We start from the raw sequence: 13,854 nt of genomic DNA, 5'->3' as shown, positions 1-13,854 counted from the left end.
CTAATTAACTCATAATTTTGCCTGGAATATCATTCTACTATGTATTTGTGTAATTAATTCTGTCTAACTACTTAACAGTTCCCTCGCTTCTGGTAATTCCTGTTAGGCTGAATTGAGGTCGGCTTCTCGTGGGAGACTCACTCATGATAAATTAAAGTTTCTTTAAACATCACAATACATTCATAATTTTCTAAATCGAGAAATAGGTCAACTTGCAAAGTTCCTATTTGTTCAAATCCCTGTTGTTGGTGAAACATTAGGGAACGAGTATTAGCTATTGGCTGGGTAACAATAAACAGCGAAATAAATGAATGTGGAAAAACTTGATAAATTTCTTTATACATAAATTGAGCAACACCTCTACCCATCCAATTTAACTTGGTTGCTACTCTTTCGAGATAAAAATGCCGATCGCTGGTGACTTTTTTCTTAAAAATCTCATTTTTCCAGATAATTTTATCCAAGATTTCATCAGATATTTTGGGTTGTGATATCGCCACAAATCCCAGAATTTTCCTATCGGTTTTAGCTGACACAAAATATTTGCATGAATTATTTAAGCTTTGGGCAATCTCATCTTCAGTAATTTGTGTTAGCAAAAAGCCGCGGTCGATCGACGTATTTTGACCGCGCGCATTAGAATTGTGAATATTGACTATAGCCTGTATGTCCTCTCGATTGGCTTCTCTAAAAATTAGATATTCCATTGCATAGTGTGTAGGAACGCTGTCATACATTTGCAATTTTAACGCTCAGGTTTATCTATTCTAAGAGCTAGATATAGATCGCATACCAGATTTAGTTTTGTAAATATTTTAGGGGCGATCGCCTTCGGACAATATAATGACTGTAGGTATGTCTGCACTTGTGGGCGATCGCAAATAACTTCCAGGTAGCGTGGCAACTGCTACAGTGTTTCCCAACAGATCGAAGAACTCAAGGCCATAACCTGTTTATAGTCCTTCAACGAGTGCTATTGATTTACCAGTCCTCGCAGTTCCTTAATGTCGATGTGGATTCCTTGACGTTTCAGATATTGGCTCAAGTTAATCTGGATGAATAAATCTTTGAGCTCTTCAGCAATCTCTGCCGGGGGATTGCCAGATAACGCAGTTGCAATTAGACGTTCTGCTATTCGTAATTCGCCACATTCAATCGCTAAAGATGCTGCGCTGCGGTGAAGCACAGAACGAGTGGGTTCAGCATCAAGGGCGCTAGCGATTAAGGCTGCGGCCTGAGTTTCTTGTTCAAAGGCTTGGCGCGTCAATTGTGCAGTCAACTCCAACGCACCTCTTAAGCGGGCGACTGCCGCTGCTTCGGCTAAATCCATTGCTTGTTTGTGGAGCGATTGAATCTGGCTCATTGGAGTACGGTTCCTTCAGGATTTTGCTTGGCACTAATAATAGAAATCGGTCGGCCCAAGTCTACTACAATGATATACGCTGGCAAGCCTTGTGCGTCTGAGGCGCGGGTTTGTTCAGTTTTCAGCTTGACTCTAGTATTGATTTGACTTTGATTGCCTTTGCGAATTCCAGAAACCTCTAGCCGAGCCATTCGCTCAAATGGCAGTGTGGTAGCTGAATTTTGAGTTCCTAACCAATAGTCAAATCCAGTTCCTTTGCGAGAGCGTTCAATGACTGTGAGATTTGTTAATTGCAAAATTAACAGGAATGCGATTCCATAAGCAGCCTGCTCGGTAGTATATTCTTCGTCATTCCAACATCGTCGGGTTTGCTCGGTGACTGGCTGCCAATCTAACTTGAATGTGGCAGAAAATTCTCCCTCAACTTTAAGTGTTACTCCTAGTTGGTGAGCTTCATCGGTTAGACAAATCGCACCTGCTTCTGCGATCGCGGCTCCAAAGGCAGGTGTAATCGCAGGAAGTCCCTGGCTAAGGCTTTGTAAGTTTAAGATTTGAATCTCGCTCAAAGCGACGTTGCTCTATGGAAAGTAGATATTCAATTTTACTCTCAGTTGCGACAATTTGAGTCGATCGCCACTATTTTTAGACGATCGCCTTCCTCGACTTGGGGTTATCATCGCGATCGTACTATTTCCTCTACTTACGCAGCAAAACTATTAACCAGTCTAACTGTAGGTCTGTCTGCACTTGTGGGCGATCGCAAATAACTTCCAGGTAGTGTCGCAACTGCTACAGTGTTTCCCAACAGATCGAAAAACTCAACGCTATAACCTGTTTCTAGTCCTTCAACGTGATGCTGTTCTACAACCGTACCGATATCGCCGGTATAAAGTCCTTCTTCTGGAAGGTTGCACAGCAATATGACATCAAAATAAAGTTCGAGCGAGCTAGTTGATTTTTCCATAGTGCCGACTTTATAATGGTAAGTATACAATACGATTGCTTCAAATCTGCATCTGCTTGGAAGCGAATTTTTATAATTTCCTGAATCGCACACACGGTTTCGGTAGAGTTTAGTAGAGTCTTGCCACTCTATTAAACTCTACCTCTCGCCTGTACCTTCATGTCAACTCCGCCTGTCATCTGCTAGATTAAAGAGGTTTTTAGGTGTTTTCCTTTGAACTTAGTGAAGGAAGTTAGCTGATCCGGGTGCGTTGTAATTCATGGCTTTGGCTAGACACTTTATGGTGATCAGATATGAAAGTTGTTGGGATACACGGAATTTTTCACGAATATCTTAGTTCAGCCCAGATAGAAAATGATTGGCTACTAGCTCTTCAAGGCGGGCTGGATGAAGCTGGTGTACCGCGAATAGAAAGACAGGACTTTACAGCCGTTTCCTATGGCTCCTTATTTCGCCCTTCGGGACGACGCTCGGCTGGTGTTCCAAAATTTAGTGCTCAAGATGTGGAAGAAGGGTGGGAACAAGAGCTATTGATTGCATGGTGGCGTGAGGCTGCTGCTCTGTCACAAGCAAATAAAAGTGATGATGACCCATTAGGTGAAGATCCGAGCATTCAAGGACCTGACTTTCAAGGTCGAGGACGCACTCCTGCTGTTGTGCAACGCGCTCTTAAACAACTTGCGAAGTTGAAGTTCTTTAAAGCTGCGGGGGTATCTGAACGACTTTTAATATTTGGTTTGAAACAAGTACGGCAATTCTTACATGACTCAGAGATGAAACAGGCGATTCTGCAACGGGTTAGTGAGAAAGTGTCTACAAATACCAGAGTCATTATCGGTCATTCTCTTGGATCGATAGTGGCATACGAAGCTTTATGTGAGCATCCAGAATGGAATGTAGACACACTGGTAACTTTAGGATCTCCGCTTGGTATACCAGGTTTGATCTTTGATTCCCTTACACCGAAGCCTGAGAATGGAACGGGCGCATGGCCTAATGTGAAAAATTGGTTTAATATCGCGGACAAAGGTGACATTGTTGCTCTTGAGAAAGAGCTTGCGCCACACTTTGGAGATGTAGTTGATCGGCTAGTGTACAACGGCTGGGAGTCTCACTCGGCCGAGAGATATTTGACAGCGCGAGAAACTGGACAAGCTGTTGCCACAGGTCTTTTTGATTAATTAAAGGTTTTGTTATGAACGTCTCTTCTCCAATTAAACCACGCCGATATTTGATTGCTATTGGGTCACAACATTGTCCAATGATAGAAAAAGATCCTTTAGTACAGGTTAAGACCGATATTGAAATAGTTGCTAATCTTTTCATCAATGAAGCACAGGGCTATGAGCCTGCTGTAACAAAAGAATATATACGATTAAATGACACATCTGAAAACATTAAAAAGGCTTTGAGTCTTTGGTTTTCCAGTGCCGATAGAAAACCTTCTGATTGCGTAATTCTTTACTATGCTGGACATGGATATGTACAAGAGCATTCTAATCTTCATTACCTCTTAACTATTGAGTCAAATCTAGAAGATTTGCCTAACACGGCAATTGAGACTAGCTCACTAATCAAAGGATTATTTGAAGGAGCAGAAAATCGTTCTGAAAATATCCTAGTAATTCTTGATGTATGCTTTGCAGGTAAAGGAGGAAATCAACTTATGAGTGCTCTATCTAAAAGCGAGAAAGTAATAAAAGGTAGTGGATATTGGGTAATGCCTTCAGTGAGCTTCAAGGATTTTGCTTCTGATGGTGGGTTCGTGGAGGCTCTTGAGAAAGTAATGAAGGATTCCGATTGGATGTCAAGTCAAGGAGAGTTCTTAAATCCTCACGATTTAAAAGATGCTATCAACAAGTGTCTGGATAAAGATTTACACGCACATATCCACGTCATAGGAGGGTCAGGCTCAGCAGAATTTGTTCGGAATCCTAAATTCAAAAGACCCCCAGCAATTCTACCTAACGCTAATAAATTATCAAGTGAATATCCAGATATGGAAGAGGCTGTTCATGGAATTTCTAATGAAGAGTTTCATGAACTGCTGTCTAACTACTCAAATCATGTCGATTCAGATACAAATCGTCAAGATATCAACAAAATAGCATTTTATGCTTGGGAATTGATAGTAGAAAATTCTCGGTTCGCAGCGAAGCTTTTTGAAGATGAGGATCTTCGCAAAAAAAATATTTGGCATCTTCTACATCCTTTATGCAAAATAGCTAAAAAAGAACCTTTATTGCCTGATGATTTAGATAGTTTTTTTGCTTTAGCAGTAGAAGACGAAGATATTATTATATCTAATTATGGTGAACGCGGATATGAAAGATTATTAAAGATGATTATTCGTTTTGTTTTATATAATACACCTTCCTTATTGACTACTAGCGAAAGTCAATTGAAAATCAAAAAATTAGCAGAAATAAAAAATTGGCAACATTTTTTTGCTGACTTATATTTAAGACATAAATGTAATACTATAGTCATTCCTGATGTTCTTCTAGATTTAATATCATCAATTTTTAATGACTATATAGAGTACGAAAGATATCAATCCATTCCACAAGTTTGGGAATTTATTGTCGATCCACTTAAAATGTTCTCAAAAATGAATGCAGAAAAAATAATTGCTAGCATTCAAAAAGCTGCGATCCAATGCAAGAACTTTATAGATTTTAAATGGTGTGTAGCTGCTCTACATAGAGTAATACCATTATTTGATGCTAGTGAATCAGAGTTAAAGCTTTTCGAGCAGATTCCTAAAGTTATAAAACTGATTCCAATGTCTGTAAAATCTAATTTTCCGCAGATTCAAGCTGTTTTATTAGAAAGTTTATTGACAGCTTTTGTTCAGACAAAAGATTCAAGATTTATTCAAGATTACGAAAAAGAATTTAAGCTTCTCCCTACTCAGCTTTTTGTTTCTTATAAATCCCATCTTCAGTTAGAATACGCTTGTTGTCTATACATTTGTTGCCAGTTTAAATACGAAGATATTTTGGGACTTTCATTTGGTAACATGGCTGACAATCGAATGATTCTAAAAAATGAACCTCTTTTTAATAATGAAAAAATTAAAATTTCTATAGAAGAATTGCAAAAACTTATAAACAATAAATTTCAAACAAATAATAAAAAAAGTATCTTTGATTTTTTACTTAAATATATTGATACTCTATACAAACAATACGCACAACCAATAATAAAATCTAATCATAATAATCTTCGGAAATTTCCAGCTTTGTGCCATGTTTACCCCATTTTAAGAGATCGTAATGTTCCGGATACAATATTAGCCTCATTAAAAAAATACATAAAACCTGAATTCAAAAGACTTCCTTCATTTTACGCATTATCGACGCAAACTTTTACATATATACCCGTTAAAGGAAATGTAGATTTAATCCACGAATACATTAAAAGCAGTTTGAAAGCCGATGATTATTCAATAATTAGAAGTGCTAAAAATATAGCTTTTGGTTTATATGCTTGCTATTACTATCCAGAAACTACGAAAAGAGAAGATATAGTATTTCTACTTAATAAGTTTGTTGATACTACTGGCATAAACAATAAAGACAATAGTCCGAAATTTTATTGGGCATACTACGCAGGTATCAAGTGGAATGAGAGGCAGCAAGAACACGATTTTATCAATGAGTTATTCAATAAAAAAATTGAGAAGAAAGTCGAACAACTCAATATTACAATTTCTGATGTTTCTCAGTCTACTAAATTAACTTCTGAGATGTGGTGTAGCATCTCAAAATATTCCTCATATTCAGAAAACAACGATAAGAGTATATTTGCAAGACTATTGGAATCCAATCCTACTAATCCAGAAATTTGGAATATTATTGGCACAACAATCTCTAATAACCGAAAAAAAGGTGACATATTACCATTGTGGCAAGCAGTTGAATGCTATGCTTTGGCAAAATGGTTTGCAAGCACTCAAAAAAATTACGATCAAAAGTATTGGTATAATTATATTCGTTCTACGGCTATCGCTTTAAAAGAGGGTAATTACCAGCCGACTGACTCCTACATAATAAATATTGTTGTTTACTTAAGAAATAAACGAGCTGAGTTTTTCGGCTATCAGAAAGACTGTATTACTGACTTTTTTGAACTTGTACAACAGTATTGGAATCAACTGCAAGACGATACTCGTTCTGAACTGAGGAGCAAGACACCTAACCCGAAGTATCTTTTAGGTATTGAGCGGATACATTATGCATTAATAAAAGAGCCAAAACTTGACAGATTACGAAAATATTTGGATGACCATTATTGAGAGTCTAGATATGTCTGCATAAGTCATGGAACAGGTAATTGATTGTTAGTAACAACCATTACCCATTCCTCATTTTAAACCCTAGCTGCCGCCAATCCGGGCGACATCGCGAGCATTTTCTTCAAACGCAGCCGTCAGCGCATCATCACCGCTTAAACCCGATGCGATCGCCCTTTCAATAGCCTGCAACACCCGCTTATAATCCCTTGGCATCACCTTCACAAACACCGGCACCATCGAGTCCCAATTTGCCAAAACCTTCGATGCCTTCGCACTTCCAGTCAAATCAACGTGAGTTTGAAGCATCTGCCGCAAATCGCTAATTTCCTCAACATCCTCCAATTTTTCCAAATCCACCATCGACATATTGCAGCGAGTAGCAAAATCCCCCGCCTCATCCAAAATGTAAGCAACACCGCCACTCATACCCGCTGCAAAATTGCGCCCGGTTTCGCCCAAAACTACAACTTTGCCGCCAGTCATGTACTCGCAACCGTGATCGCCCACACCTTCAACTACTGCGTTAACGCCGGAGTTACGCACCCCAAAACGTTCGCCCGCCATCCCTCGGATGAAAACCTCACCAGCAGTCGCGCCGTAAAGCACTACGTTACCGACAATCACGTTTTCCTCAGCGACAAAGGTAGAAGCTGGCGACGGATACAGGATGATTTTGCCGCCGCTGAGCCCCTTGCCGAGGTAGTCGTTAGCTTCGCCTTCGAGCTCCAGGGTGACTCCCTTGGGCACAAAAGCCCCAAAGCTTTGCCCGGCGCTGCCTTGGAAGTGCAGGTGCACCGTGTCATCTGGCAAACCTTCCCAGTGGCGTTTGGTGATTTCGTTGCCGAGAATTGTGCCGACAACGCGGTTGACATTGGTAATTGGCAGTTTTGCGTGGACTTTTTCACCGTTTTCGATCGCACCTTTGCACAAATCCAACAACACAGTCATATCGATCGACTTTTCCAACCCGTGATCCTGCGCCATCTGACAATAGCGCCCGACATCCGCCCCAACTTCCGGCTGATAAAGGATTTTCGAGAAATCCAAACCCTTAGCCTTCCAGTGCTCCACCGCTTGCTGAGGTTCTAAAACATCAGTGCGGCCAACCATTTCATTCAGCGTGCGGAAGCCCAACTGCGCCATAATTTCCCGGACTTCCTGCGCGATGAAAGTCATAAAGTTTACCGTGTGATCGGGGTCGCCGGTAAAGTTTTTCCGCAATAGCGGGTCTTGCGTCGCCACGCCCACCGGGCAAGTGTTCAGGTGGCAAACGCGCATCATGATGCAGCCCAATGTCACCAGCGGCGCGGTAGCAAAACCGAATTCCTCAGCGCCAAGCAAGGCAGCAATTACTACATCGCGGCCAGTTTTCATTTGACCGTCAGTTTCCACGACAATCCGGCTGCGGAGATTGTTGAGTACCAAAGTCTGATGAGTTTCCGCCAGTCCCAATTCCCAAGGTAATCCCGCGTGTTTGATCGAAGTCTGCGGCGAAGCGCCGGTTCCGCCGTCGTAGCCGGAGATTAAGACCACATCGGCGTGGGCTTTCGCAACCCCGGCCGCGATCGTCCCGACTCCCACTTCCGACACGAGTTTCACGCTGATCCGCGCTTCCCGGTTGGAATTTTTCAAGTCGTGAATCAATTCGGCCAAATCTTCGATCGAATAAATGTCGTGGTGAGGAGGAGGCGAAATCAAACCCACACCCGGAGTCGAGTTTCGCACCTTGGCAATCCACGGGTATACTTTTTTACCGGGTAACTGTCCGCCTTCACCAGGTTTCGCACCTTGCGCCATCTTGATTTGCAGTTCCCGCGCTTGGGAAAGGTACAAGCTGGTAACGCCGAAACGCCCGGAAGCAACTTGTTTGATCGCGCTGTTTTTCGAGTCGCCGCGATCGTTCGTCCAAGTGTAGCGATCGGGGTCTTCGCCACCTTCACCGGTGTTCGATTTGCCACCAATGCGGTTCATCGCTACTGCTAGCGATTCGTGGGCTTCTTTAGAAATCGAACCGTAACTCATCGCCCCAGTTTTAAAGCGTTTGAGAATAGATTCGATCGGCTCAACTTCCTCAATGGGTATCGATTCCCGCTGTTTGAATTGCAACAAACCGCGCAAGGTAAAATGCTGCTGGTTTTGTTCGTTTACCAGCCCAGAATACTGTTTGAAAAGCGTATAACTGCCCTCGCGCACCGACTTTTGCAGCGCGTGAATTGTCTGCGGACTAAACAAATGCGCCTCGCCTTCTTTCCGCCACTGATATTCGCCGCCGACATCGAGAGTATGTCCGCTGGATGGCCGGTCTGGGAAAGCGTGATTATGGCGCAAAATAGCTTCTTGGGCGATGACTTCGAGGTCTACGCCTTCAATCCGCGAGGCTGTCCAAGCAAAGTATTTATCGACTACGGATTTGTTCAAGCCGATCGCCTCAAAAATCTGCGCGCCGCGATAACTTTGAATTGTCGAAATCCCAATTTTCGAGGCAACTTTCGTCACACCTTTAGTTGCCGCTTTGACGTAGTTTTTGCAAGCTGTTTTGTACTCGACATTTAGCAGCAATCCTTCGCGGATCGAATCGGCGATCGTCTCAAAGGCCAAATACGGATTAATCGCGCCGCAACCATATCCAATAAGTGTCGCAAAGTGATGCACTTCCCTCGGTTCACCTGATTCGAGAACGAGTCCAGCCCGCGTGCGCGTACCTTTACGGATCAAGTGGTGGTGCAGGCCCGCAACTGCCAGCAGCGCCGGAATTGCGGCTTGGTCTGGACTGATACCCCGATCGCTCAGAATGATGATATTCACCCCGGAGGCGATCGCGCTGTCTGCTGCTGCAAAAACCTCTTCTAAGGCTTGTTCTAGACCTTTCACGCCACTTTTGGGGTCAAACAAAATCGGCAGTGTAATCGACCGGAAATTGCCCTCATTTACGTGTTTGAGCTTAGCTAATTCTTCATTGCTGAGAATGGGCGTTTTCAGTTCAATCAAATGACAGCTTTCGGGTTCTGGTTTGAGCAAATTGCGTTCAGCGCCGATCGTAGTTTCGGCAGAAGTTACAATTTCTTCGCGGATAGAATCAATTGGCGGATTGGTAACTTGAGCAAACAACTGCTGGAAGTATTCGTAAAGCAGTTTTGGGCGGTTGGAAAGCACCGCCAGCGGCGTATCCGCACCCATTGCGCCGACAGCTTCCACGCCATCTTTCGCCATCGGTGCTAACAGCAACCGCAGTTCTTCAAAGGTGTAGCCAAAGGCCATTTGCCGCTGCAATAATGTTTCGGGATGAGATTCTGCTACTGCAGGCGCATCTTTCAGTTTGGCAATTTCGACCATGTGCTGGTCGATCCACTGGCGGTACGGGTGTTCTGTGGCGATTTTGGTCTTAATTTCCTCGTCAGAGACGATGCGGCCTTCCTCAGTATTTACCAGGAACATCCGCCCCGGTTGCAAGCGACCTTTTGATACAATTCGTTCTGGGGCGATCGGCAAAACTCCGGCTTCCGATGCCATAATTACCAAGTCGTCTTTGGTAACGCAGTAGCGGGAAGGGCGCAAACCGTTGCGATCAAGCACGGCCCCGATCGATGTACCATCGGTAAAGGCGATCGAAGCTGGGCCGTCCCAAGGTTCCATCAAGCAAGAATGGTATTCATAGAAAGCCTTTTTCTCGTCACTCATGGACTCGTGGGCTGTCCAAGGTTCGGGAATCATCATCATTACAGCGTGCGGCAAAGAACGCCCGGCCAAAGTCAGCAATTCCAAAGCATTGTCAAAAATCGTCGAGTCGCTGCCTTCGATATTGATTAAATTGGGGATTTTCTTTAAGTCATCGCCGAATAGTTCCGACTCGAACAGCGATTGCCGCGCGTGCATCCAGTTAATGTTGCCGCGCATCGTGTTAATTTCGCCGTTGTGGGCGATGTAGCGGTAAGGGTGCGATCGTTCCCAACTCGGAAAAGTATTCGTGCTAAAGCGCGAGTGAACCAGGGCTAGAGCGCTTTCCATGTCGGGGTCGTGCAGGTCGGGATAGTAATCGCCGACTTGCACCGGCATTAACATTCCTTTGTAGACGATCGTCCGGCACGAGAGAGTGGAATTGTACCAGTAGGGGTCTGTGTTAGTCCTGCGGATGGCATTGTGAGCCCGTTTGCGGATGACGTACAGTTTCCGCTCGAAAGCCGCCTCATCGATACCTGCGGCCCGCCGGAGGAACACTTGCTGCATGAAGGGTTCGCTAGATTTGGCGGTGTCGCCGAGGGACGAGTTATCTGTGGGAACATCGCGCCAGCCGAGCACTTCCTGGCCTTCTTCGGCGGCGATTTCCTCAAAAATGCGTTTGCCGTTTTCGCGTTCAGTTTGATTTGGCGACGAGTAAATCGCGCCAACGCCGTACTCGCCGGCTTCGGGAAGTTCGATGTTTAGGCCCGCCGTTACTTTCTTGAGAAACTTGTGGGGCACCTGCATCAAAATCCCCGCCCCGTCTCCGGTGTTGGGTTCGCAGCCGCAGGCGCCTCGGTGGTCGAGGTTCAATAGGATTGTCAGTGCCTGCTCGACAATTTCGTGGGATTTGTTACCCTTCATGTGTACGATGAATCCGACTCCGCAAGCGTCGTGCTCGAACTGCGGATCGTACAAGCCTTGTTTTTGTGGCAGTCCGTTGCTGTTCATTTTGATGTGTCTCTCAAAGTGGCGAAAAGATGTTGATCTAGAGTAGAGGATGGGATGCCGATCGCTCTAGTATCATGTATTATATGTGGATCTACTCAATTGGGTAGAGCTACCAAAAAATCCAAACTTATTCGATCCGAGTAAAAAAATAGTTAAAGCCGATAACTTAACTATGGAACCCGGAGGTCTAAATATTTATGCTTAAAGACTCTTCAATTATGTGAATTATTAAACCGCAGAGGCCGCAGAGAGCGCAGAGGAACAGAGATGAGTAATTCCGATACCAACTCACATCTTGCACTATTGTTAATAAGCTTTTCAAGGGCGGGCAAGATGCCTGTTCCACAAAATTTACTCTCTGTGGAACAGGCCGGAAAGCCTGTTCTTGAGAAATGAGTTTATAGCATTGTTAATGCGACTGTATCCTCAGCGTCTGGGTGACATTCTCCACCAGCATTTTGCCTTCTCATCCGCGATGAACCTTTCTGAAAAATTGCAAAAAGTCGATCGACTCAAAGCCTGGTTGGATAGCTTTCGTCCGCTTTCTCCCACGCTGGTTGCAGAATTGAAAAAACTCTACGACGTTCGGTTTACTTATCACTGCTTCACAGAACTTAGCCAAACTTATTCAAGTCTAACTATTCAACCAGGTTTCATCCCAGAGGGTCTCTAACCAGGTGCTAGAATTTTTGCAGCAGCAGTCTCAAGAGCTGGATTAGGATTAACCTTTAATCAATATTCAAGAACCAGCGCCCTTTCTATGAAGATTTGATGTAGATTGGCGCGATCGAGCGAATAACAGGTGACAACAGCTATGTTGGTTTTGCTATGGTTGTTAAGGCAGGTCGATCGGGCTGAGCACAACTCTTGCAAAACTCTACAGTCGGCTAACCAGTCCCCGCAGGTGGGCTTCGATTTTAACTATAGATTAGTTAATCTCAAAAAACAACGTCGTTTACCAAAGGATTCAGCAAGGAATCCTCAAGGAGTGAAAATCATGGTTCAGATTCAAGAAATTTCTCAACTATCTACCCTGCACGCACCTGCAGCACCCAACGCAATAGCCGCTACGGAATTGCGGCCTTGGGGTTCATTTACGACTCTAGAAGAAGGCCCAGGATATAAAATTAAGCGGATCGAAGTTAAGTCTGGACACCGCCTCAGCCTGCAAATGCACCACCACCGCAGCGAACACTGGATTGTGGTTTCTGGTACTGCAAAAGTTACTTGTGGCGAAACTGAACAAGTTCTGTTTACAAATCAGTCTACCTACGTTCCTCAGTGTATTTCTCACCGCCTTGAAAACCCGGGAGTTATCCCCCTGGTTTTAATTGAAGTGCAGAATGGCGAATATCTCGGAGAAGATGATATTGTACGCTTTCAAGACGATTATGCCCGTACAGAAAAGTCTAAGTAACTCAAGTTGCTAAAAATATAGGGGTAAGGTGCGCGGCCCGGCGCACCCTACATTCTCCGGGTAAGGTAGAGGGCGAGGCACATTCTACATTTTCAAAACTCAACATTACTTCCAAATTACCAATTACCAATTACCCATTACTCATAATGATTCATCTGAGCAAAACAGCAGCAACAGAAGTAACGCGCCTCAAGTCGAAGCATCCAAACCCCAATGCTTTATTTCGTCTGGGCGTGGAATCGAGTGGCTGCTCCGGTTTGTCTTATACAATGGGATTTGACGATGCGCCAGCCCCAGAAGACGCTGTATGCGAGTCGGAGGGAATTTCCGTTGCGATCGACCCCCAGCACTTAAAATATCTCAATGAGCTCACATTGGATTATTCAGAAGACTTGATGGGCGGAGGTTTCCGATTTCACAATCCCAATGCCGCCCAAAGCTGTAGCTGTGGCAACTCCTTTTCTGCCAAGGAATAATCAATATGATGACACTCAAAGACTTAGAAAAAGTCCAAAAAACATTCAAAGAAGCCGGTCAAGACTACCAAGTTGAACTAGAAAGCGGGAAGATTATCATTGTGGGCCCGTCAGACATTGTATCTAGTGAAATTGGCATTCGCTTGAGTGCCTTTCTCTTCGTTTGGGTGAATCCCCGCCGTTTGGGTCGAGTTTTTGACTCCGCAGGCGGCTTTATTTTACCTGATGCTAACCTTACAGCACCTGATGTTTCTTTTGTCCGGGCCGCACGTCTCAGGCAAAGTCCCCGTTATTTCGGAGAATTAGTCCCCGACTTGGTAGTAGAAATTAAATCACAGAGCGATCGCATTAAACCGCTCGAAAAAAAGATTCATAATTTCCTAAAACTCGGAGCGCAAGTAGGAATTTTGATCGATCCAGATGAAGAAACTCTAACAGTTTATCGTCAGGAAGGTGAACCGATTGTGTTGGGAAATGAAGATATTTTGACTGTCCCCGAACTTTTCCCTGGTTGGGAATTGCCAATTGCTGAACTGTGGCCGCCAATTTTTACTGAAGCAGAAACTCAAACTGAAGCCTAATAAAGTTTATGCAGGTTTTACATGGCCAGAAATGCGAAAAGCCTCTCTTCTCTTCCTCTGTGTCCTCTGCGCTCTCTGCGGTTAA

11 protein-coding genes are annotated in these 13,854 nt (G+C 44.0%); 6 read left to right on the top strand and 5 right to left on the bottom strand.

Going from position 1 to position 13,854, the window contains the following annotated elements:
- Positions 1–137: 137 nt before the first annotated feature.
- The 4 genes from QUA24_RS20350 to QUA24_RS20335 all read right to left on the bottom strand — a co-directional run bounded on the left by QUA24_RS20350 (position 138) and on the right by QUA24_RS20335 (position 2,327).
- Positions 138–737 carry a GNAT family N-acetyltransferase gene (locus tag QUA24_RS20350; protein ID WP_333231623.1) on the bottom strand — a complete coding sequence of 200 codons (600 nt, stop codon included), beginning with the start codon at positions 735–737 and terminating at the stop codon, positions 138–140.
- 236 nt (positions 738–973) lie between these two features.
- Complete coding sequence (locus QUA24_RS20345) at positions 974–1,363, bottom strand: hypothetical protein (RefSeq protein WP_333231621.1); 390 nt, start codon at positions 1,361–1,363, stop codon at positions 974–976.
- Entirely contained in the window at positions 1,360–1,929 is a 570-nt protein-coding gene (locus QUA24_RS20340; RefSeq protein ID WP_333231619.1) for a hypothetical protein, read from the bottom strand. Before QUA24_RS20340 ends, QUA24_RS20345 begins: the two co-directional genes overlap by 4 nt.
- A gap of 134 nt (positions 1,930–2,063) precedes the next feature.
- The gene (locus QUA24_RS20335) at positions 2,064–2,327 is read right to left on the bottom strand and encodes a DUF4926 domain-containing protein (RefSeq protein WP_333231618.1); all 264 of its coding nucleotides are present in this window, start codon (positions 2,325–2,327) and stop codon (positions 2,064–2,066) included.
- Between the two features lie 293 nt (positions 2,328–2,620).
- Between QUA24_RS20335 and QUA24_RS20330 the strand changes: the two genes are divergently transcribed.
- Positions 2,621–3,508: a PGAP1-like alpha/beta domain-containing protein gene (locus tag QUA24_RS20330; RefSeq protein ID WP_333231616.1), complete on the top strand. Its 888-nt coding sequence runs from the start codon at positions 2,621–2,623 to the stop codon at positions 3,506–3,508.
- Between the two features lie 14 nt (positions 3,509–3,522).
- The gene (locus tag QUA24_RS20325; protein WP_333231614.1) at positions 3,523–6,627 is read left to right on the top strand and encodes a caspase family protein; all 3,105 of its coding nucleotides are present in this window, start codon (positions 3,523–3,525) and stop codon (positions 6,625–6,627) included.
- A gap of 81 nt (positions 6,628–6,708) precedes the next feature.
- Here the strand turns inward: QUA24_RS20325 and gltB are convergent, their stop codons facing one another.
- Positions 6,709–11,295: a glutamate synthase large subunit gene (gene gltB, locus QUA24_RS20320; protein WP_333231612.1), complete on the bottom strand. Its 4,587-nt coding sequence runs from the start codon at positions 11,293–11,295 to the stop codon at positions 6,709–6,711.
- Positions 11,296–11,707: 412 nt separating this feature from the next.
- On the opposite strand from gltB, the gene QUA24_RS20315 reads away from it, so the two are divergent.
- The 4 genes from QUA24_RS20315 to QUA24_RS20300 all read left to right on the top strand — a co-directional run bounded on the left by QUA24_RS20315 (position 11,708) and on the right by QUA24_RS20300 (position 13,769).
- Complete coding sequence (locus QUA24_RS20315; RefSeq protein ID WP_333055107.1) at positions 11,708–11,968, top strand: hypothetical protein; 261 nt, start codon at positions 11,708–11,710, stop codon at positions 11,966–11,968.
- Positions 11,969–12,292: 324 nt separating this feature from the next.
- Entirely contained in the window at positions 12,293–12,712 is a 420-nt protein-coding gene (locus tag QUA24_RS20310; protein ID WP_333231611.1) for a cupin domain-containing protein, read from the top strand.
- 146 nt (positions 12,713–12,858) lie between these two features.
- Complete coding sequence (locus QUA24_RS20305) at positions 12,859–13,188, top strand: iron-sulfur cluster assembly accessory protein (RefSeq protein ID WP_333231609.1); 330 nt, start codon at positions 12,859–12,861, stop codon at positions 13,186–13,188.
- 8 nt (positions 13,189–13,196) lie between these two features.
- Complete coding sequence (locus tag QUA24_RS20300) at positions 13,197–13,769, top strand: Uma2 family endonuclease (protein ID WP_333231629.1); 573 nt, start codon at positions 13,197–13,199, stop codon at positions 13,767–13,769.
- Positions 13,770–13,854: the final 85 nt, after the last annotated feature.

This window comes from Microcoleus sp. Pol12B5, from assembly GCF_036701335.1.
Taxonomy (GTDB): domain Bacteria; phylum Cyanobacteriota; class Cyanobacteriia; order Cyanobacteriales; family Microcoleaceae; genus Microcoleus.
This window is presented reverse-complemented; position numbering and strand designations above follow the sequence as displayed.